Below are 20,500 nucleotides of genomic sequence, written 5' to 3' on the forward strand. Positions count from 1 at the left end.
AAAATGAAAAGACCAGCTTACGTTACAGATAAAGTTTTAAAACAATTCATCAAAAATGCTTTAGAGGAAGACATTCAAGATGGCGATCACTCTACCCTTTCCACTATTCCGAAAGATCTTGAGCAGAGCGCAAAACTCCTGGTAAAGCAAAACTGCATCCTGGCTGGTGTGGAATTGGCTGAAATTATTTTTAAAACTTTTGATAAAAACTTAAAAGTTGAAACTTTCGTAAAAGACGGAGATGCCGTAAAGGTTGGCGATGTTGCATTTATCGTAACCGGAAGCGCAAGATCTATTCTTTCTACCGAAAGACTTGTATTGAACTGTATGCAGAGAATGAGCGGAATCGCCACCCTTACCCATGACTGGGACTCAAGATTGGTAGGAACTAAAACTAAACTTTTAGATACAAGAAAAACTACCCCAAATTTTAGGGTTTGTGAAAAGTGGGCTGTTGCGATCGGTGGCGGAACCAACCATAGATACGGATTGTATGATATGATCATGCTGAAAGATAATCACATCGATTACAACGGAAGTATCACAAATGCTGTGAAAATGGCTAAAGATTATATCAAAAAAAATAAAAAGAAATTAAAAATAGAGGTTGAAACCAGAAATCTTGATGAAGTCCAAGAAGCCATTAATGCAAAGGTTGACAGAATCATGCTTGACAATATGGATGTACCAACCATGAAACGTGCGGTAAAAATGATCAACGGGGTTTGTGAGTCCGAAGCTTCCGGCGGAATTACCCGTGAACAGTTGAAAGAAATCGCTTCCACGGGCGTTACTTATATCTCTGCAGGAGCCCTGACTCATTCTGCAGAAAATATGGATTTGAGTCTCAAAGCCGTGAAATAGCGTTGAATTATTAATAAAAATGACCTCAATTTGTTAAAAATTCAGTAATATGATTTTTTTCATGTAAAATTTCAACTATTATTCAATACATTGTAAATCAAATCATTAAATCTTATTAAGATTGATTAAAAATTAACATAAAGTTAATATTAGTTAAAATTTATTTCCCGAATTTTGCAGAAAATTTAAATCTAACTATTACTAACGATTATGAAATTAATCAACAAAACAATGCTAACTGCGATAATCACCTTATCAACAGCTAGTGTTTATTACGCTCAACAGGTTCAGGACACTGTTAAAGAAACAAGGTCTAAGGATATTGAAGAGGTGATCCTAAGAGGTGTTACTGATATCGCAAAGGATAGAAAGACACCAGTTGCAGTATCTACAATTAAAGCTGCACAAATTCTTGAAAGACAGGGAAACCAAGAGCTTGTTGAAATGCTAAACACAACACCATCAGTATATGCTACAAAAGGTGGTGGTGGATTTGGAGATTCTCAGATCACGATGCGTGGATTTGAATCTAGAAACATTGCAGTAATGGTAAACGGTATGCCTGTAAATGATATGGAAGGAGGTACTGTTTATTTCTCAAACTGGACTGGATTATCTGACGTTACAAGTACATTACAAGTACAAAGAGGTTTAGGATCTTCAAAATTAGCCATTGCTTCTGTTGGGGGTACAATGAACTTCCTAACAAAATCTGCAGATATGAAAAAAGGTGGGGTTATTAGATTAGGAGTTGGTAACAATGACTATTTTAAAACATCTTTTGCTTATAATACAGGGAAATCTGATAAAGGATGGTCTTCTTCATTCTTAATGAGCAGACAAGCTGGTAGCACTTATATTGAAAATACAGATTACGAATCTTATGCTTACTATTTTGCATTAGGTTGGGAACCAAATAAAAAGCATAATTTCCAATTTACATTAACTTCTGCGCCTCAGTGGCACAACCAAAGAACCTTCTCTCCGACAATCCAGAACTATATTAATTATAACCCAGATCATGATGGATCACCATACAGACAGTATAACTCAGACTATGGATATTATACTGATGGCAGTGGTAATAAAATAGCATTGGCTAACAGAGCAAATTATTACGCTAAGCCAGTAATGATGTTGAACTGGGATTTTAATATTAATGAAAAATCAAAATTAAGTACAGTTGCATACATGTCTAATGGTAGAGGTGGTGGAACCGGAGAAATTGGTAGAGTTGGGGGAAAAGGAATAACCAGCTTCTACGACGCAAACGGACATTTTAATTATGATGCTATTTTTGCAGCCAACCAAGCTGTTAATGTAAATACCGCACCTGCTTCAAGTACTTTAGTTCGTAGAGCAAGTATTAATTCTCACAACTGGTATGGTATTTTAGCAAACTTCCAGCATAAAATCAATGACAACTGGAATTTCTCAGTAGGTACAGATGATAGATATTACTACGGATATCATTATCAGGTAGTTTCAGATCTTTATGGAGCTGCAGGATATAAAGAAGGAAACAATAAAAACGTTTCTCCTTATGTGGTAAATAAAGTTTACGATTATAAGAAACTTTCTTGGAATCCATTTGGAGGAAAAACAGCTCCTATTGAAGACCAAATAGGTTACAGTAATGATGGAGAAGTAATCTGGTACAGTGGTTTTGGTCAAGTTGAATATTCTAAAAACAACTTATCAGCATTTATACAAGGATCAGTATCAAATCAAGGATATCAAAGAATTGATAACTTCGTTCAGGATGGAGTAACTAAACAACAGGGACAAACTGTTAATACTAAAACTGGATTTAAAAACCTTTTTGGATATAACATCAAAGGAGGTGCTAACTATAACATCAATGAAAACCATAACGTTTTCGCAAACATTGGTTACTATAGCAAACAGCCTTTCTTCAATTCTGTTTATCCAAGCAACTTCCAAGTTGTTAATCCAACCTTAACTAATGAGAAAATTTTCTCTGCTGAAGTTGGGTATGGTTTCAGATCTCCAAAATTCAGTGCTAATGTTAACATCTACAGAACATCATGGGGAGACAGATGGTTAAGAAGAACAAACCAGACATTTACTTTACCTGACAACACTACTGCTACAGGATATGCTGAAATCAGTGGTATTACTGAGATCCACCAAGGAGTTGAAGTGGATGCAGTTTACAAACCTCTTAATTTCCTAGAATTTCAAGCTATGTTCTCTTGGGGAGATTACTACTATGAAGGTAATGCTACAGGAGCTGCATTTGATGACAACAACAATCCACTTACTTTAGCAGGTTCTTCTACTTCTACAACGCTTTATTTAGATAAAGTAAAAGTTGGAGGAACAAGCAACAACAGTATTCCACAAATGACAGCGTCATTAGGAGCGACTGTAAAACCAGTAAAAGATCTTAGTATTTTTGGAACTTGGAGATATGTAGGTAAACTTTATTCTTCAATTGATATTGCAACATTTTCTAATGAAGCTGCACAAGAAAAAGGTGTAATGAAATTACCTGATTTCAACTTATTTGATTTAGGAATTTCTTACAAAATCAGATTAAGAGATGCTGCTCAATACTTTACTGTTGGCGCAAACGTTTATAACCTGTTTGATACAACTTATATTTCTGATGCTTCTACAAACATTGCTCCAACGGATTCTCCTACGACATTGGCTGATGGAACACCTAATACAGCTAAGAAATCCTATCAAGATCTTGGATATATGTATGATGGCATTGCTAACGGTAACCGTGTATTATTCGGATTCGGTAGAACATGGGCTGCTACATTATCATTCAACTTCTAATAATATAAAAACATTAGATTTTATAAATATCAATCCCGGCTTTTCGCCGGGATTTTTGCTATATTTGTGTACTTTAAAACAGAAAAAATAGAAGTATGGATTTTTACAACATTTTGCTTAATGCACACAAAGGATTTGGATATTTAGAAATTCTATTAGTGACATTATTTACCGTTGCCCTTTTAGTTACCATGTTTGGATACAGCGGGAAAGTGAATAATTTCTTAAAGAAAACTACACTTTTCACGATGATCTTCTTCCATGTTCAGTTTTTATTGGGGATTGTGATGTTGGTCATTAATTTCACAAAAGGAATGGATATGGGATCAATCATGAAAAATGCTGACTTAAGATTTCAGTATGTAGAACATCCGTTTTCTATGTTAATCGCTGCAGTTTTGATGACGATCATCAACAAAAAAGTAAAAACCAGCCCTACAATTTCATTAGGAATTGTTATTATGGGATTAATTGCAGTAGGCTTATTTGCATTTGCATTCCCTTGGACAAGAGTGTTCGGGGCTTAATATATTAACTTAAACAATTTTAATTAAATCAATGAAAGTAGCTGTAGTAGGTTCAACAGGAATGGTTGGACAAGTTATGCTGAAAGTTCTTGAAGAAAGGAACTTCCCTGTCACAGAATTAATTCCGGTAGCTTCGGAAAGATCTATTGGCAAAAAGGTGAAGTATAAACAGGAAGAATTTACGATTGTAAGCATGAAAGACGCTATAGCTGCCAAACCTGATATTGCCATTTTCTCGGCCGGAGGTGAAACTTCCCTGGAATTTGCGCCCCTTTTTGCAGAAGTCGGAACAACAGTGATCGATAATTCTTCAGCCTGGAGAATGGATCCCGACAAGAAATTAGTCGTTCCGGAAATCAATGCTGATGTTTTAACAAAAGAAGATAAAATTATTGCCAACCCGAACTGTTCTACAATTCAGCTGGTGATGGTTTTAGGACCTTTGAATAAAAGATATGACTTAAAGAGAGTCATTGTTTCCACTTACCAATCCGTTACCGGAACCGGTAAAGCGGCTGTAGATCAGCTAAATGCCGAAATCACAGGAGATGATTCTATTGCAAAAGTTTATCCTTATCAGATCTTTAAAAATGCACTTCCACATTGTGATGCTTTTGCAGATGACGATTACACCAAAGAAGAGATTAAATTAATGAAAGAGCCTAAGAAAATTCTGGGTGATGACACATTCAATTTAACGGCGACTGCGGTAAGAGTTCCCGTACAGGGCGGACATTCCGAAAGTGTAAATATTGAATTTGAAAACGAATTCGAGCTTGATGAAGTAAGAAAAATTTTATCTGAAACTCCCGGAGTTGTGGTAATGGATAACGTAAAAAACAACGAATATCCGATGCCCCTTTATTCGGAAGGAAAAGATGAAGTTTTTGTAGGAAGGATAAGACGGGACCTTTCACAGCCAAAGACCCTGAACCTCTGGATCGTGGCAGATAATCTGCGGAAAGGAGCTGCTACCAACGCCGTACAAATCGCAGAATATATTGTAGCAAATAACTTAGTGTAAACTAACAAATATAAAAAGAGTCTCAGAATTGAGATTCTTTTTTTTATCAAACTATGGATATACAGAGTAATAAAAAAGATAAAATAGGCTTTCAAAAACTTATTGCCGTTTTTGGAGTTATTCTTTTTATCGGAAAAATTATCGCCTGGAAACTCACCAATTCAGATGCTGTTTTTTCTGATGCTATGGAAAGTATTGTAAACATCATCAGTGCATTTATGGGGCTTTACTCTCTACATCTTGCCTCAAAACCGAAAGATGAAGATCACCCGTACGGCCACGGAAAAGTAGAGTTTGTAACCGCCGGAATTGAAGGTGCTTTAATTGCCATTGCCGGAATAATGATCATCTATGAAGGAACCAACAGCCTTATCACAGGCAAGGTTTTAAACAAGCTGGATTGGGGAATCTGGATTATTGCTGCTACAGCCGTTATCAATTATTTTCTTGGCTATATCTCCATAAAAAAAGGTCAAAACGAAAACTCCCTGGTACTTATTTCTTCCGGAAAACACCTACAATCCGATACCATTACAACGCTTGGGGTTGTTATCAGCTTGGTGATTGTTTATTTCACGAAAATTTACTGGATCGATTCTGTTGTAGCATTGATTTTTGGAGCTTATATCATAGTAGTTGGGTATAAAATTGTCCGCAAATCCTTAAGTGGGATAATGGATGAGCAGGACCCGGAATTATTAAATCAAATCATTAAAGTTCTTGAAGAAAACAGGCGTACAGAATGGATTGATGTTCACAACATGAAAATCCAGCAGTTTGGGGCCAATCTCCATATTGATGCTCATATTACTTTGCCTTGGTATTACAGCCTTCGGGACGCCCACAATGAAATGGAAAAGATGATTATCCTATTGGCAAAAAACACAAAAAGAAGTGTAGAATTTAATTTTCACATGGATGACTGCAAACCCATTTCCTGCCCTATCTGTCAGATTTCAGATTGCCCTGTCCGTGAAAAAGATTTTGTAAAAAGAGTACAGTGGACTCCGGAAAACGTGACGAGTGCGGATAAGCATACAGCGCAGTAAAAAAAATATTATATTTGTTAAAAATAAATAATATGGGAGTTGGAACAAATCTTAAAAGATTAAGAAATAAAACTAAATTTTCTCAACAAGAGATTGCAGATATGCTTGGCTTAGATAGAGCAACATATATCAGGTGGGAAAATGAAACTTCCGATGTGAAATCACAGTATATCCCACAACTCGCAGAAATTTTTAAAGTAGATATTAAAGATTTGTTTGAGGATGAGATGAAAAATATTAATATCACAAACAATACTTTCGATAACAAAGATAATTCAACAAATAGTAATATTATTGTTTTTAATTTATCAGATAAAGATGTCGCTGAAAAATTGAGCTTCCAAATTTCTGAACTTATCAAGAATCTTAAAAAATAATTGACATAAAAATAGGAAGCCCTACAAATTGCAGGGTTTTCTATTTTTAATATATTTTCAATTCAATTGGATTATAAAGTTTTGCTCTTTCCTGCCCTTTTTTATTTATAAAGTTACGCTCTTCAGGATCCGCAATAAACTTATTGGTTAGAGTTGGATCAGCAAGTACTTTTCTTTGATAATCAAATACTTTTTCTTTTTTTACTAGTGTAGCATTGGAATGCATATTAGCCGATTTACAGTAGTATTTTCTTTTCCTGAAACTATACATTGTAAAATGATAATCATCTTTATCGTCGTAAACTTCTAAAATTAAGCCCGGTAATTTATTAAATTTATACGGACCGAAAGGAAAAGGTATTTCTTTAGTAAAATAAGCAATCCATGTTCTGCCGTACCTCTTTGTCACAGCCTTTTGGCATTTATATTTTCCAATCTTCTTATATTCATTTACAAGCTGCCAAATCATATTGTTAGTTTCCTCATATCTAAAATATTTATCTGACATTTCGAGTGTTACATAAAATTTCGCGTTTGTTGTCCCTACATTTTCAGGGAACTCTGCGATATACTTCATTTGTTCATCAAGAGGGCTGTTTTCATGCAGTTTTTTCTCATATCGTAAAGAATCTCCTACATATTTATTCATATTTTTATAATAAGATTCTTTATCATTCATGAGAAGTGCATAAGCAGCATCTTGAACGACAGCATTTTTTGTTTGACTTTTATAAATTAAATTATAATCTGCTTCATAAACAACATTAAAACCAGTTTGAGATTTCACAATAACTATAAAAAAAAATAAAAAAAGTGTATAATATGTTTTCATTATGTGACATTTAATTAAAAAGCAAAGTGTTATATACACTTTGCTTAGATTTTTTAACTCGGCTTTAATGAATGTAAATGGTTATTGATTGGGGTGTTGTCCCACATACCCTATAGTTTACATATCCTAAAAAATTCCTTACTTGTTCTACAGAAAACCCTTCAGTCTCTGTTACATTTACAACCTGTCCACAAGAAGTTCTAAAAGGAAAAGCACTTGCCAGTGTTCCGATAGCAACAGCTCCAATAATAAATAATTTTTTCATAATTTGTATAAATTTTAATTGTTAAACATCACAAACCTAAGAATTAAAATTCAATAAATATGTAAAAGAAATACAACAAAAACTGTTGCATTTTTCAAACATTCATACAAAATAACTATTTATCAATCAGTAAATTAACCCAGTTGGCTTTTTAAAAGAAATTTATATTATTAAAATCCATAAAAAACGAAAAATAAATTTTTATTTTTTTTGCAAAACCTGTTTCCTATAATAAAACATCGGAATAATCAGCAGTAAAATCAAAGGCTGGATCACAAATCTTCTCATATAAAAAGAAAATAAATATCCGATTTCAAATCTGTCGTAAATACAATACAGGTAAATTGGAAAAGTGATTAAAAAAATTATTGTAATTAAAATAGCGCCCTGAATCGTCCATTCTTTATTTTTAAACCAAAAATGGATAATTAAGCAAGAAAAAAATAAGTTTAAAACAAATCTGAAAACATGCCCTGCAATTAATTTTCCCCATTCAAAATCAGGGAAAGGCAGATTTTTATTCGCTTCGTGAAAATAAGTAAGAAAAGGGTCATAAAAAATCCTGTCTTCAAGCGCTCTCACACTGATCAGCCCAAAAACACCTACTATCACCAAAAACCAACTAAGAATTCTCATTTTTTAAAGCAAAACATTTAATCCAGATTAACCAAAGAACCACAACAGTCCCATAAATAACCGCCGGAAAAATAAAATCGTGGGAAATCTTTCCGTATGCCTTATAATCGGTCATTACAATATTCAGCCCTACAATCCTGAATAAATTCATAATATAAAGCACAAGAAGCCCGGCCAATACAAATAAAACCGTTTTTGAACCCTTATAAAATGCAAAAACAAAAGCTACAAAAAGAATCATCACCGAAATGGCATTACATCCCTCCACCATTCTCGTCGCATATCCCGTTTTTACATAAAACCAGACCTGCTCACCTTTTATATCATCATAAAATTGCGTAGGATAATTAAAAGAATCCTGTATATGACCCACCTGCGTGGCAATCAGTCTTGAAAAAGGATCTAAACCCAGATTCTGATAACTATTAAGATAAAACTGATACGCAAAAAGCAGCACCAGATAAATGATGATGAAACGTAACAGAATGGCTAAAACCGGTTTAAAATCCTTTAGCATAATACAAAGATAAAAATTCGCCCGTAAATTACTATATTTGTTTCGCCTATGAATTCTGAAAACGCCAAACAATTTTTTGAAAATTATACCGGTAAAAAATCATCTGAGTTTATTACTTTAGCTCAAAGTGGCTCTGCTAGAGTAAACTTTTTAGCTATAAATGAAAATACGAAGTATATTATTACTTTCAATGAAAATATTCAGGAGAACGAGAGTTTTTTATATTATTCTGAAATTTTCTCAGGATTAAAACTCAACACGCCACTTATTTATAAAATTTCTGATGACCGGAAAATGTATATTCAGGAGTTTTTGGGAGAAAAAACACTGTCGGAAATTATTACCAACGAAGGTTTATCCGATAATGTAAAAGCTTTGGTGAGACAGACTTTAGAAAAGCTATACCAACTGCAAATTTCAACGCAGAACAAAATAGATTTCAGCAAAACTTTTGAATATGAGAATTATGATGAGCTTCCTGTAACCCACGATTTATATTATTTTAAAAATTTTGTGGCCGATGTCCTGGAACTGGAATATCATAAATCTACTCTTTTAAAAGAATTCAAAAAAATTGTAAACCTCATCGAAAATCTTGAACCGAAAGGGGTCATGATCCGTGATTTTCAGGCGAGGAATATTATGGTGAATGAAAAAAATGAAGTTTCGTTTATTGATTATCAATCGGCAATGAAAGGACCTTTGATGTACGATGTAATTTCTTTTTTATTTCAGGCGAAGGCCAATTTTCCTGAAGACTTTAAAAATGAAATGCTTGATTTCTACATTAATCAGTTTAAAAATAAAGAAACACAACTTCAACTAAAAGTTTCGGTGAAACCAATTCAGCTGATGAGATTTTTGCAGGTTTTGGGAGCTTATGGCTTCAGAGGTCTGATTCAAAGGAAGCAACATTTTATTGCGAGTATTGAAAAAGGGATTGAAAATATTACAGAATTTGCCCGGAATTGGGAAGGTATGAAGGATTATCCTGAGCTGGAGAAAGTAATCAAACAATTGAGATTGGAGAAAACTAAGTTAAAAATTGAAGAGATTTTGAACCATTAAGATTATGACTAAAAAAAGAGATTAATCCTTAGTAGTTCAAAAATAAATTTAAAATATAAGAAAATGCTACACATAGACATACACAGTTTTTCGTACAAAAAAGGAGGAATTCCTAAAGATGAATCAGGAAACGGAGGTGGTTTTACCTTCGACTGCAGAGGCATCCTGAATCCCGGAAGAGTGGAAGAATATAAAATCCAGACTGGAAATGACATCGGCGTTCAGGAATATCTTGAAGCCAAAACCGAAATGCCTAAATTTTTAGAACTGGTAAAAAGTATGGTTTCCATGAGCATCGACAATTATCTGGCAAGAGGTTTTGAGAATCTTCAGATCAATTTCGGATGTACGGGAGGACAGCACAGATCGGTTTATTCAGCCATCAAAATTGCTCATTTTATTGAAGAAAAATACGGTGAAAAGGTGGAAGTTAGCCTTCATCATGATGAACAGCACCAACTTAATTCATAAATGATAAGTGATAAACTATGAAGGCACTTATTTTTGCGGCAGGAAAAGGAACAAGATTGAAACCGTTTACGGATTTTCACCCGAAGGCATTGGCCAAAGTGAATGACGTACCACTTTTAGAAAGAAATATTAAATATTTAAAAAATTTCGGGATAAATGATTTTGTCATTAATGTTCACCATTTTGCCAATCAGATTGTTAATTTTTTAAAGCAAAACAATAATTTCGGTTGCAATATTGAGATTTCAGACGAGTCTGATGAGCTTTTGGAAACTGGCGGCGGCTTGGTTTTTGCAAGAAAATTTCTTGATCATGGAGAAGATTTCCTGATTATGAATGCTGATATTTTGACAAACATAAATATCACTGATTTGGTAAATTATCATAAAAAGATAAAAGATTTTGCTACTTTAGCCGTTTCGGACAGGGAAAGTTCCAGAAAATTGCTTTTCAATGATGAAATGGTCTTAAGAGGCTGGCTGAATGTACAGACCGGGGAACAAAGGCTCGCAGAATTCAACAAAGGATTCAAGGCACTGGCTTTTAGCGGCATTCATTGTATTAACCCTGCTATCTTTGACAAAATTAAAAGAACAGGCAAATTTTCCGTTATGGAGGAGTATCTGGACCTGATGCAGACTGAGAAAATCCACGGTTTTGTGCACGACAGTATTCTGATAGATGTTGGAAGACCGGAATCTGTAATGGAAGCCGAAAAATATTTTAAATAATTTTTGAAATGGGAATTGAAGGAACGAGAGATGAAAGCTTAGTAAATCCTGAACTCGATATTAACGAAACAAAGCTGCAAAACAGCCTGAGGCAAAAGACTTGGGACGAAACCATTACCAAAGACAGCTGGATGGTTTTCAAGGTGATGGCTGAATTTGTGGACGGCTATGAAAAGCTTGCCAAAATCGGGCCTTGTGTTTCTATTTTCGGTTCTGCAAGGCTAAAGCCTCAGAGCAAATATTATAAAATGGCCGTAGAAATTGCGGAAAAAATTACAAAAATCGGTTTTGGAATCATTACCGGTGGCGGGCCTGGAATTATGGAGGCCGGAAATAAGGGTGCTTTCAATGCGCAGGGAAAGTCTATCGGACTGAATATTGATCTCCCGTTTGAGCAGCATTTTAATCCTTTTATTAATAAATCCTATTCCATGAACTTTGATTATTTTTTCGTGAGAAAAGTAATGTTTGTGAAATATTCTCAGGGGTTCGTGGTGATGCCGGGAGGTTTTGGAACATTGGATGAGTTTACGGAAGCTTTAACATTAATTCAGACCAACAAAATCGGCAGGTTTCCTATCGTGTTGGTAGGCTCTGAATTCTGGGGCGGATTGCTGGATTGGTTTAAGGCGACTTTATTAAAAGAAAAAATGATTCACGAGGAAGATCTTGATCTTTATCGAGTGGTAGATACGGCTGATGAAGCGGTAGCACACATCAAAGCATTTTATGATAAGTATTCTGTAAATGTTAATTTTTAATTGGCATATTATTTGTCACTTACTAGAAACAAGCATGATTGCAAATCAATTAATTAAGATGAAAAAATTTTTATATATAACAGGAATTTTAACATTTTTTGTGTTAATGAGTTTCACGAGTGTAGACTTTTTCTCTTCAATGACGAAAGTGGATTATATAGACGGAAGCAAAACATTGAAGTTCACCACAAAAATGAATACAAGCCATATTTCAGATGCCATTAAAATAAATCCGAATACAGCAGGGTTTGAAGCAGAGGTAAAAAAATATGTAAATAATAATTTTGATGTGTACGTCAATGGTTCTCCGAAAACAATAACATTCACAGGAAGCCAGGTAAGCGGAGAAACTGTATGGGTATATTTTGAAGCGGGAGGTGTTTCGGATATCAGTACCTTAAAAATTAAAAATACGATTCTTCTAAGCGCTTTTCCAAAGCAGATTAACCTTGTTAATATTGCTTATAAAGGAAGTCAGAAAACAATGAATTTCCAAAGGGGAAAAGAGGTGAATGAAGTTTCTTTTTAACAGAATTACTTAGTTTAGATAGACCACTGCAATTGCGGTGGTTTTTTTATTTTAAATAAGATATGAAAGATTTGTATTAATTTAAATTAAAATCACCAAAAAGAGATTTATTAGGTGAAACTACTGCTCTTTGAATTTGCGCGTTTATAATCTAACTTTCTCATTAACAACACCGTAAGTTTGCATTGTAATTACAAAATCAAAGAGGTGGAGCTCAGAAACCACATTAATCAACGAGGCGACTCCGAAAAGCCAAACGAGTAGGAACACCAAAACAAACTAATACAATGGAAGCAGAATTAAAAGCATCGAGCCAGGAAATTGATATCCTGGTAGTTATTGACACAGACTATGTAAAGTCTAATTATCCCAACCCTAGCCAGGACCCGAACAATCCGACAGGCATTGACCACAACAGCCAGCATATGATTGCATCCAATGCAAATGTAGTTTCAGGCCAGGGAACTACATATCTGAATTTCAGTGCAAGAGCAGGAGATTTTGTAGCATTCAGAGGTACTTCAATCTACCAGAATTCTGATGATGCTATTATTATCTACAACATTAAATATTGGTCCGGAGATCAGGTATTTAATTCATTTGTATACGATGCCGTAACAAGACAACAAGCTGTAGTACCAAATTATGATTCATCAAACGGCTTACCTCCCAATTATGCATCAATCACTTTCTCAAGTTTTGATTCTAAGGTAAGGAATACGGGTACAGAGAATTTCTACGTACAATTTGCCTTATACACGATAGATCCAAATAACAGTAACAAACAGATCCTTTACGGATACTATTACTGGGATCCAACGATTACAGTTAAATAAAACGAAATAAAAAAATCCACCGCGTAAAACGGTGGATTTGTTTTTATAATAAGACTGCCTGATAGATAGTCTTTATTTAGACATTCTTATTGAACCTGAATATTATCTAACTGAACTGTAGTTGTTACTCCACTTCCATTTCCTGTATATTCAAACAAAATAAATCCGTTACCAGTAAGTGCAGGAGGAATAGCATAAGTACCTGCAGGAGCTAAAGTTCCATACCCGCTAGCTGGAGCTTGCGGAATTGTAAATGAAGATGTAATATCTGTTTTTGTAGCCTGCGTAATATCTCCAAGAGGAGTATAATTAGTTGTATAATAAACTTTTAAGGCGTTACCGTTCCAGAATCCTACATTTACGTCAAACTTTAATGTATTTGCCGCTGTAAAATCAACTGGTACAGCGAAATACGTTTGATAAGGACCAGAACCAGAGTTTGCTCCCAACTGGATATATTTGTTGCTGCTGAAAGTTTTCAACTGCCAATATCTGTTTCCTAAAAGAGCGTCATTCACATATTTAGGATAAACTTCTAAGTTTGTAGGCGTTAATGAATAGCTTTCAAAATTTTCAAGGAAAGAACCCGAATAAGTAATTGCTGTGCCTCCTTTTGGTGGTGTTGCATCTACTCTAGTTCCTTTGAAATTGATGTCATTTGTATTTCTGATCAACATTTGCCACGTGGATATATAACGGCTTACAACAAAAGTAATATCTCCGTTTCCTGTTGGCAATAAAGTAGATCCCTGTGCAAAGAAGCCTGAATTTCTAAGCGTAACTGAGTTTCCTGAAGCATCTTCTAAAGTTCTATCTGTATCAACACCTGCACCACCAACGTAGTCGATATAGGTTTTATTAACAGGGAAAATATCACCGATTGAGAACTGAGAACTAGGAACTTTCACCAATGTATTGATATATTGCTCAGCTTTAGCAGCGGCAAGGTTTGGTAATTCTACAGGCTTAATATTTACAATTTCAAGTCCGTTTCCGTTACAAACACCTGAAATATATCTGCTTAACAAAGAAGCAGGAATTCTTCCGATAGAGAAATTAGGATCCACAGAACCAATTTTCACAGCTCCTCTATCTAATCCCAGTCTTAATCCTTTAGCATTAATTCTGATGTGCGCTCCAACAGGGAAATCCGCATAGTTACTTGCTCTGTCAACTTCGATCTGCAAACCTGCAGTTGGATTTTCAGGTTTATCCTGGAAAGAAATTGTTTTGTAAAAATTTCCGCTTTCATCAGAAGAAACAACGTATCCGTCAATAATCTGGTCGGTAGTAATTAAAAGATATCCTGTAGCCGGAGCCTGAGCTTTAAAATCAGCTAAAGACATCGTAGGAGCCGGGAATTTGTTTTCGCACTTGATCGGTGGCGTATCCCACTCATCTTTTTGTACGCAAGAGGTAATAGAAATTGCGGCAAATGCAACTCCTGCTACTAAACTTAAGTATTTTTTTATTGTCATTTTAATAATTTTTAAATTAAAATAGTTTGTGGTGATTATTAGAATCTAAACTGTAAATTTATGAAATATGATCTTCCCTGAGTGTACCAGTATTTTGGTCCGAACAAAGGATATTCTCTATTCAAATCTTCTGAGAAAGTATCGAATTTAGCATTTCTTGTCTGTTCAAAACCTCCGGTGATATATTTTCTGTTATCTAAAATATTATTTACCGTCGCAGAAATTAAAACATAATACTTCCCAATTACCCAGGATTTCCCTGCATTAGCATTCAGGAAGAATGAAGAAGGTAATTTGTTTGGTTCTAGAACTCTTCTAAGATCTGATTCTGTTAATCCATAAAATGGTGATGAAGTAAGGTCATTCTGAATAAATCCTTCGGTTCTAATCAATGAGGCAGGGTCTAAATAACTGTCATCAAAATAGTTCCAGTTTGCTCCTACCCACCAATATTTAGGGTTATTATAACGGAAGCCTAAAGAGAAAGCCTGTTGTGGAGTTCCTCCCTGACGATAATCTTTAATATATGCTTTACCTAAGCTTGTATATGGAAGACCGTTTCCGAAAACTCCAGTTGCATCTGATGCAAAATAAGTCGTTGGATCATTTTGATAAGTATATTGTCCTATACTTGCCAAACCTTGTAAAGATAAGGTAGGAATAATTTTTACGTCAACTCCTAATTCTAATCCCATGTTTCTTTTCTTCACATCTGTCATGATCTGAGATACAAATGCACTCTGTACATTGGTTTGGTTACCATCCGCATCTACACTTTTCAATGCAAGACCATCCGCGAAGAACCTTTGTACCGTCGTTTCGTTATCTGTATCAACTAAATATCCTGTTAATCTTAATTTTAAGAAAGGAGTTGACATTACATAGCTTAAATCATTAGCATTTACAACCATATTTTTTACATTTGGCGCAACAGATCCGTTAACTCGTGGGTTCACAAATAAGTCTTCCAAATAAGGAGCCTGTGAATAATATGCACCGTTGTAAACAATAAAGTTTCTACCGTTTACTTTATAAATAGCCTGACCTTTTATACCATAGTTCCAGTAGTTGTAATCTGTCCCTTTTCCGTAAGAATCTTTGTATAAATAATGATTAAACAAGCCCTCTCTGTTTGAAGAAGAATATCCGAACATTCCGGAAACAAACACATCAAATTTTCCTGATGAGAATTTCAATCCCGGGTTTACTTTTACTTCCTGTCTTCTGAAAATGTAGTCGTAAGTCATTTTATCACCTACTTTTTTAGTTACATTTTCTTCTCCTTCATTATATAAACCTGTTTTCCCCGGTTGGTTCGTTGCCGCAAACGGATCTCTGTTGAGTACAAAATCAGCACCTAAAAGATCATTTACTTCTCTGTATTGCTCAGAACGGTAGTTTTGATAAGATACATTTAATAAAAACTTAGTGGTATCATTAAAATTGTGGATAAAGTGTGTTGCAACATTCCATATTTTATCATCACTTACATCATTTACCAGATAATATAAAGCTCTTTTTCCATTTTGTCCGTAATAATTTTGTGGAGCCTGCTGCATATTTCTCTGGTATAATCTATCCCAGTTTATTTGAGTAATATTTGGATCCCCGTTCTGCCATCCTCTAAGAGAAGTTTGGAAGGCGTCCTGAGCTGTTGTCATAGTTCCGTCAGGATTTACCACTGAAGCATTAGGATCTAAAGAATCATAATAACTTGGTAAATTTCTGTAATATGTTGGAGAGGGGTTTTGAACATTTTGCCAGTCTAAACGAGAACCTTTATCTTTTCCGAATTGATAAGAAACTGATGTCCAAAGACTTGAATTTTTATTAATTTTCCAGAAGTCTTGAATTTGGAAGATAGGCTGGAAACCTTTCCTTACCCTTTCACTTCGCTGCTCACCGTCCTGATAACCCCAATAAGAGTTGTAATGAACTCCTCTATAATCATAAACTTCCTGAGTACTCGGACTCGATGTTGATCTTCTGTAGGGAGCACCGATAAAGTTGAATGTCATTGTATGTTTGTCACTAAACTTTTTCTCAATCCCCAGATAAGCTCCGTAAGCATCATAGAAAGTTCCTTCCTGGATTCCTTCTTCCGCCCATCTTCTTGCACCCATTGCAGTAAACGCCCATCCCGACTTGCTCATTCCTGAACTGTATCGTAAAGAAGTCCTGTTTCTGTAGTTTCTGTTCGTTAAAGATTGTGTGAATTGAAATCCTTTTCTGTACTCGCTGGCTTTTGTGTTTTTATATACCACTGAACTGTTTCCACCGAAAGCATACTCTGAAGGGGCATGATTTTGAGAAATTTCAGGATATCTTGTAATCTCATTAAGACCACCCCAATTTCCAAAATCAACATTACCATTGTCAGACTTGATCATAGATACACCATTCAGCATAGTTTCTCCAAATCTTCCGTCGATTCCTCTCGGGCGGAACCAGTAAAATCCTAAATCGAATGCCGCAATTCTACTGAATATATCCTGGGAAGACTGTAGCAAACCTACCGTAGAAGCCTGTCCGCTGTTGCTGTCTTCATCATCACCATCATTATCAATAATTGCTAAACCCTGATCCGCACTTGTAAGTGTAGAATAAAGAGTAACGATCCCAAGATCCTTTCTTTTCTCATTGGCTACGTCAAACTCCATTACTTTGGTTTCGTAATTGGGTTTCGTAATCACAATTTGGTAATGCCCCGGCTGAAGGTCTACAAACTGGAAGTATCCAATTTTGTCAGCCGTTACATCATTGTCGTTCCCTTTTAGATCTACTTCTGCCCTTTCAACGGGCTTTCCATCTGCATCTTTCAGATACGCAAACACTGTAGTCTGCGCAAAGTAAAATGAAGCCGGAAGTAAAGTAAATAAAGAGACTAATGATAATTTTTTAATCATGAGTATATTTTATTTTTAAATACTTTTCTTGTTAATTCTCAACAGTTTAAAAGTTGGGGACGCAAATTTAGTCAAATTTTAGAATTAACAACCTTTTTAACATTATTTTTTCTTAACATTGCAAACTTTTAAGAATCATTATATAAAAAAAACACGGATACCACATTTTAAATTTACAAATATTTAAAATGGCATGAATTAAAAAAAGGTAAATTTGCAGATTAAATAATATTAATAACAACTCTAAAGAGGATGAAGAAATTTTTGAGTTTTTTGGCCATCATTTTTTCGGTTATGGCATTTTCACAACAGCAGGGAAAACTGAGAAAAGTTGCCACCGTTGGTTTTTTGAATGTAGAAAACCTTTGGGACACGATTCGCTCAGCAGATTATATTGACGGAACCAAGGATATTAAAAATCCTGCATTTCACAGAAGCATTCCAATGGATTCCATCAAGTTTCTGGAAGCTGAAAAATACGAGGGAGTATGGAGCGATGGAGCTTTAATAGGTAAAAAAGCGGTAAAATATCAAAGTGGATCTGAAGAGTTTACGCCAAACAGCGCGAAAAACTATAATACAAAAATCTACAAGGCCAAGCTTGCCAACGAAGCAAAGGTAATTTCCGAGCTTGGTGCACAGTACACAAAAACGGCGCCGGCTGTGGTAGGATTAATCGAGGTTGAAAACAGACAGGTCATTGAAGATCTTGTGAAAGAACCCGCTTTAAAGAAATACGATTACGGAATTATCCATTACAATTCTTACGATTACAGAGGAATTGACGTCGCGTTGATTTACCAGAAAAGAAGATTTACGCCAACCAATTCATTAAAAAAAGAGTTGAAAGTCTATGGCGATGACGGAAGAAGAGAATATACAAGAGATATTTTGGTAGTTACAGGTTTTCTGGACAACGAAAAAGTAGCTTTTTTCATGAATCACTGGCCTTCAAGAAGAGGAGGTGAAGCTATTTCTTTACCGAAAAGAAATGCAGCTGCAGTTCTGCTAAAACAGCAAATGGACAGTGTAAGAGCAGCAGATCCTTCCACAAAGCTATTCGCAATGGGTGATTTTAATGATGATCCTGTAAGTGCAAGTTTAAAAAATCATTTAAAAGCTCAGGCAAGCCCGAAAGATTTAAGCGAAAATGCTCCTTACCTTAATTTAATGTATCCTTTGTACAAAAAAGGAGTAGCTTCATTAGCTTATCAGGATGCCCCAAATTTATTTGACCAGATTATTGTCTCCAAAAACTTAATTAACGATCAGGTGACAAAGGAATATTCGGTTTTCAAAGCAGAAATCTTTGCTCCGGCTTATTTGGTGAATAAAGAAGGAAATTATAAAGGTTACCCCTTCCGTTCCTGGAATGGCGACCAATTCACCGGCGGCTACAGCGACCACTTTCCGGCGTTCGTAGTTCTCCAGAAAGAACCATAAACAAATCAGGCACTCAATTTGAGTGCTTTTTTTATGTAACTTTATGAGTATGAAAAATGTAATCTTATTATTAATTTTTTCTCTTTTACCTTTCAGTTATTCTGCACAGACTGACCCAAAAAACGATAAAGAGAAATCAGAGATGAAACCTTCAAAAAATGAAGACGGAGAATGGGATCTTACAGTAATTGATACTCAGTTTGATTATTTCCTGAATGCAATTGCGAAGCCTATCAGTCAATATTCAGAATCTTATTTAAAAACTAAAAATATGCTTCTGGTAAGTGAATGGAATTCTTATTACTTTTCCGGAAGATATCGAAATATCATAGAATCTTCAATTGATTATGACCCTAAAGAAAATTATGGATTAAAATTCGAGTATAAATTGTACCAGGTTTTTGCGTATGTCAACTGGAAGTATGGGTTGCGGATGAATGGGCTTTCGGGAAGTGATACCACAAGATATTAAAAAAGGTTCAGAGCAATTCTGAACCTTTTCTTTTTATAATAGTTAAAAATTATTTGTTGAATAATTCCTCAACTTTATCCCAGTTTACCACAGAGAAAAATGCAGCAACATAGTCAGGTCTTCTGTTTTGATAGTTCAAATAGTAAGCATGCTCCCAAACGTCAAGTCCTAAAACCGGAGTTCCTTTTACGTCTGAAACAGGCATCAACGGGTTATCTTGGTTTGGAGTAGAAGTTACCGCTACGGAACCGTCAGCATTTTTTACCAACCATGCCCATCCTGAACCGAATCTTGTTTTAGCAGCATCAGAAAAATCTGTTTTAAACTTTTCAAGTCCGCCATAGTTTTCGATCGCAGCTTTTACGTTTCCTACAGGTTCTTTGCTACCTCCAGGTGTTAAAATCTCCCAGAATAACGTGTGATTGAAATGTCCTCCTCCATTGTTTCTTACCGCAGGCTTATCTGTTCCTGTCTGGCAGATTTCTTCTATTGTTTTTCCTTCCAGATCAGTTCCTTTAATGGCATTATTTAAATTGTCGATATATGCTTGGTGGTGCTTTGTATGGTGAATCTCCATTGTTCTTGCATCAATAGTCGGCTCTAATGCATCGTAAGCATATCCTAATTTTGGTAATTCAAATGACATAATTATTATTTTTAATGTTATAATCCAAAGTTAGCCATAATTTAACCCAATTTCAAAAATTGAGATTACTTTAATAAATCTTTAACATTGATAATTTAATTGAGTTTTGGAATGGAAGATTGAAGCTGGAAGCTAGAGGTTTTTAAAGCTGTTGACAGATTTTAAAAATCAACGGAATCAAACTTCCATATCCAAGCTTTCATCATCTTCACACTTTCAGTGAACAAAAAAGCACGAACATTACATTCGTGCTTTTT

At 35.1% G+C, this 20,500-nt stretch carries 21 protein-coding genes; 14 read left to right on the forward strand and 7 right to left on the reverse strand.

Features of this window, described 5'->3' with window-relative positions:
* The first annotated feature begins 3 nt into the window (after positions 1-3).
* The 6 genes from nadC (at position 4) to ATE47_RS15800 (ending at position 6,652) form a co-directional block, all read left to right on the forward strand.
* Positions 4-864 (forward strand): carboxylating nicotinate-nucleotide diphosphorylase, encoded by an 861-nt coding sequence (nadC, locus tag ATE47_RS15775; protein ID WP_062162852.1) that lies wholly within the window; start codon positions 4-6, stop codon positions 862-864.
* A gap of 210 nt (positions 865-1,074) precedes the next feature.
* The gene (locus tag ATE47_RS15780; protein ID WP_062162853.1) at positions 1,075-3,675 is read left to right on the forward strand and encodes a TonB-dependent receptor; all 2,601 of its coding nucleotides are present in this window, start codon (positions 1,075-1,077) and stop codon (positions 3,673-3,675) included.
* A gap of 95 nt (positions 3,676-3,770) precedes the next feature.
* Positions 3,771-4,202 (forward strand): hypothetical protein, encoded by a 432-nt coding sequence (locus tag ATE47_RS15785; protein WP_062162854.1) that lies wholly within the window; start codon positions 3,771-3,773, stop codon positions 4,200-4,202.
* 31 nt (positions 4,203-4,233) lie between these two features.
* A complete protein-coding gene (locus ATE47_RS15790; protein ID WP_062162855.1) occupies positions 4,234-5,226 on the forward strand; it encodes an aspartate-semialdehyde dehydrogenase in 993 nt (330 codons plus the stop codon).
* A gap of 53 nt (positions 5,227-5,279) precedes the next feature.
* Positions 5,280-6,275, forward strand: a complete 996-nt coding sequence (locus ATE47_RS15795; protein ID WP_062162856.1) for a cation diffusion facilitator family transporter — start codon at positions 5,280-5,282, stop codon at positions 6,273-6,275.
* Between the two features lie 32 nt (positions 6,276-6,307).
* The gene (locus ATE47_RS15800; RefSeq protein WP_062162857.1) at positions 6,308-6,652 is read left to right on the forward strand and encodes a helix-turn-helix domain-containing protein; all 345 of its coding nucleotides are present in this window, start codon (positions 6,308-6,310) and stop codon (positions 6,650-6,652) included.
* A 46-nt stretch (positions 6,653-6,698) separates the two neighbouring features.
* Here the strand turns inward: ATE47_RS15800 and ATE47_RS15805 are convergent, their stop codons facing one another.
* From ATE47_RS15805 to xrtF, 4 genes are all read right to left on the reverse strand, one after another.
* Positions 6,699-7,484: a GLPGLI family protein gene (locus ATE47_RS15805; protein ID WP_062162858.1), complete on the reverse strand. Its 786-nt coding sequence runs from the start codon at positions 7,482-7,484 to the stop codon at positions 6,699-6,701.
* Positions 7,485-7,548: 64 nt separating this feature from the next.
* On the reverse strand, positions 7,549-7,749 hold the full coding sequence (locus ATE47_RS15810; RefSeq protein ID WP_062162859.1) for a hypothetical protein: 201 nt from the start codon (positions 7,747-7,749) through the stop codon (positions 7,549-7,551).
* Between the two features lie 201 nt (positions 7,750-7,950).
* Positions 7,951-8,385 carry an exosortase F system-associated membrane protein gene (locus ATE47_RS15815; protein ID WP_062162860.1) on the reverse strand — a complete coding sequence of 145 codons (435 nt, stop codon included), beginning with the start codon at positions 8,383-8,385 and terminating at the stop codon, positions 7,951-7,953.
* Positions 8,372-8,902, reverse strand: a complete 531-nt coding sequence (gene xrtF / locus ATE47_RS15820; RefSeq protein WP_062162861.1) for an exosortase family protein XrtF — start codon at positions 8,900-8,902, stop codon at positions 8,372-8,374. The genes ATE47_RS15815 and xrtF overlap by 14 nt, the downstream gene beginning before the upstream one ends.
* A 48-nt stretch (positions 8,903-8,950) precedes the next feature.
* Here xrtF and ATE47_RS15825 point away from each other — a divergent pair, with 48 nt between their 5' ends.
* The 6 genes from ATE47_RS15825 to ATE47_RS15850 all read left to right on the forward strand — a co-directional run bounded on the left by ATE47_RS15825 (position 8,951) and on the right by ATE47_RS15850 (position 13,298).
* Positions 8,951-9,970 (forward strand): aminoglycoside phosphotransferase family protein, encoded by a 1,020-nt coding sequence (locus ATE47_RS15825; RefSeq protein WP_062162862.1) that lies wholly within the window; start codon positions 8,951-8,953, stop codon positions 9,968-9,970.
* 63 nt (positions 9,971-10,033) lie between these two features.
* Complete coding sequence (locus ATE47_RS15830) at positions 10,034-10,441, forward strand: RapZ C-terminal domain-containing protein (protein ID WP_062162863.1); 408 nt, start codon at positions 10,034-10,036, stop codon at positions 10,439-10,441.
* A gap of 17 nt (positions 10,442-10,458) precedes the next feature.
* Positions 10,459-11,172: a nucleotidyltransferase family protein gene (locus tag ATE47_RS15835; protein WP_062162864.1), complete on the forward strand. Its 714-nt coding sequence runs from the start codon at positions 10,459-10,461 to the stop codon at positions 11,170-11,172.
* Between the two features lie 8 nt (positions 11,173-11,180).
* The gene (locus ATE47_RS15840) at positions 11,181-11,933 is read left to right on the forward strand and encodes a TIGR00730 family Rossman fold protein (protein WP_062162865.1); all 753 of its coding nucleotides are present in this window, start codon (positions 11,181-11,183) and stop codon (positions 11,931-11,933) included.
* Positions 11,934-11,991: 58 nt separating this feature from the next.
* Entirely contained in the window at positions 11,992-12,462 is a 471-nt protein-coding gene (locus ATE47_RS15845) for a DUF6702 family protein (protein ID WP_181898072.1), read from the forward strand.
* Positions 12,463-12,749: 287 nt separating this feature from the next.
* Positions 12,750-13,298, forward strand: coding sequence for an inclusion body family protein (locus tag ATE47_RS15850; protein ID WP_062162867.1), 549 nt, complete (start codon positions 12,750-12,752; stop codon positions 13,296-13,298).
* Positions 13,299-13,384: 86 nt separating this feature from the next.
* Here the strand turns inward: ATE47_RS15850 and ATE47_RS15855 are convergent, their stop codons facing one another.
* Both ATE47_RS15855 and ATE47_RS15860 read right to left on the reverse strand, forming a co-directional pair.
* On the reverse strand, positions 13,385-14,776 hold the full coding sequence (locus ATE47_RS15855) for a DUF5689 domain-containing protein (RefSeq protein ID WP_062162868.1): 1,392 nt from the start codon (positions 14,774-14,776) through the stop codon (positions 13,385-13,387).
* Positions 14,777-14,814: 38 nt separating this feature from the next.
* Entirely contained in the window at positions 14,815-17,682 is a 2,868-nt protein-coding gene (locus tag ATE47_RS15860) for a carboxypeptidase-like regulatory domain-containing protein (RefSeq protein ID WP_062162869.1), read from the reverse strand.
* Between the two features lie 252 nt (positions 17,683-17,934).
* On the opposite strand from ATE47_RS15860, the gene ATE47_RS15865 reads away from it, so the two are divergent.
* The gene (locus ATE47_RS15865) at positions 17,935-19,125 is read left to right on the forward strand and encodes an endonuclease/exonuclease/phosphatase family protein (protein ID WP_062162870.1); all 1,191 of its coding nucleotides are present in this window, start codon (positions 17,935-17,937) and stop codon (positions 19,123-19,125) included.
* A 49-nt stretch (positions 19,126-19,174) separates the two neighbouring features.
* The gene (locus ATE47_RS15870; RefSeq protein ID WP_062162871.1) at positions 19,175-19,597 is read left to right on the forward strand and encodes a DUF6146 family protein; all 423 of its coding nucleotides are present in this window, start codon (positions 19,175-19,177) and stop codon (positions 19,595-19,597) included.
* Positions 19,598-19,646: 49 nt separating this feature from the next.
* On the opposite strand, the gene ATE47_RS15875 is transcribed toward ATE47_RS15870, so the two are convergent.
* On the reverse strand, positions 19,647-20,243 hold the full coding sequence (locus ATE47_RS15875) for a superoxide dismutase (RefSeq protein WP_062162872.1): 597 nt from the start codon (positions 20,241-20,243) through the stop codon (positions 19,647-19,649).
* Positions 20,244-20,500: the final 257 nt, after the last annotated feature.

This window comes from Chryseobacterium sp. IHB B 17019 (assembly GCF_001456155.1).
Lineage (GTDB): Bacteria > Bacteroidota > Bacteroidia > Flavobacteriales > Weeksellaceae > Chryseobacterium.

Excerpts from the sequence above, each read along its gene's own strand:
- nadC (WP_062162852.1), top strand. The coding sequence starts at position 4 with ATGAAAAGACCAGCTTACGTTACAGATAAAGTTTTAAAACAATTCATC.
- ATE47_RS15780 (WP_062162853.1), top strand. The coding sequence starts at position 1,075 with ATGAAATTAATCAACAAAACAATGCTAACTGCGATAATCACCTTATCA.
- ATE47_RS15785 (WP_062162854.1), top strand. The coding sequence starts at position 3,771 with ATGGATTTTTACAACATTTTGCTTAATGCACACAAAGGATTTGGATAT.
- ATE47_RS15790 (WP_062162855.1), top strand. The coding sequence starts at position 4,234 with ATGAAAGTAGCTGTAGTAGGTTCAACAGGAATGGTTGGACAAGTTATG.
- ATE47_RS15795 (WP_062162856.1), top strand. The coding sequence starts at position 5,280 with ATGGATATACAGAGTAATAAAAAAGATAAAATAGGCTTTCAAAAACTT.
- ATE47_RS15800 (WP_062162857.1), top strand. The coding sequence starts at position 6,308 with ATGGGAGTTGGAACAAATCTTAAAAGATTAAGAAATAAAACTAAATTT.
- ATE47_RS15805 (WP_062162858.1), bottom strand. The coding sequence starts at position 7,484 with ATGAAAACATATTATACACTTTTTTTATTTTTTTTTATAGTTATTGTG.
- ATE47_RS15810 (WP_062162859.1), bottom strand. The coding sequence starts at position 7,749 with ATGAAAAAATTATTTATTATTGGAGCTGTTGCTATCGGAACACTGGCA.
- ATE47_RS15815 (WP_062162860.1), bottom strand. The coding sequence starts at position 8,385 with ATGAGAATTCTTAGTTGGTTTTTGGTGATAGTAGGTGTTTTTGGGCTG.
- xrtF (WP_062162861.1), bottom strand. The coding sequence starts at position 8,902 with ATGCTAAAGGATTTTAAACCGGTTTTAGCCATTCTGTTACGTTTCATC.
- ATE47_RS15825 (WP_062162862.1), top strand. The coding sequence starts at position 8,951 with ATGAATTCTGAAAACGCCAAACAATTTTTTGAAAATTATACCGGTAAA.
- ATE47_RS15830 (WP_062162863.1), top strand. The coding sequence starts at position 10,034 with ATGCTACACATAGACATACACAGTTTTTCGTACAAAAAAGGAGGAATT.
- ATE47_RS15835 (WP_062162864.1), top strand. The coding sequence starts at position 10,459 with ATGAAGGCACTTATTTTTGCGGCAGGAAAAGGAACAAGATTGAAACCG.
- ATE47_RS15840 (WP_062162865.1), top strand. The coding sequence starts at position 11,181 with ATGGGAATTGAAGGAACGAGAGATGAAAGCTTAGTAAATCCTGAACTC.
- ATE47_RS15845 (WP_181898072.1), top strand. The coding sequence starts at position 11,992 with ATGAAAAAATTTTTATATATAACAGGAATTTTAACATTTTTTGTGTTA.
- ATE47_RS15850 (WP_062162867.1), top strand. The coding sequence starts at position 12,750 with ATGGAAGCAGAATTAAAAGCATCGAGCCAGGAAATTGATATCCTGGTA.
- ATE47_RS15855 (WP_062162868.1), bottom strand. The coding sequence starts at position 14,776 with ATGACAATAAAAAAATACTTAAGTTTAGTAGCAGGAGTTGCATTTGCC.
- ATE47_RS15860 (WP_062162869.1), bottom strand. The coding sequence starts at position 17,682 with ATGATTAAAAAATTATCATTAGTCTCTTTATTTACTTTACTTCCGGCT.
- ATE47_RS15865 (WP_062162870.1), top strand. The coding sequence starts at position 17,935 with ATGAAGAAATTTTTGAGTTTTTTGGCCATCATTTTTTCGGTTATGGCA.
- ATE47_RS15870 (WP_062162871.1), top strand. The coding sequence starts at position 19,175 with ATGAAAAATGTAATCTTATTATTAATTTTTTCTCTTTTACCTTTCAGT.
- ATE47_RS15875 (WP_062162872.1), bottom strand. The coding sequence starts at position 20,243 with ATGTCATTTGAATTACCAAAATTAGGATATGCTTACGATGCATTAGAG.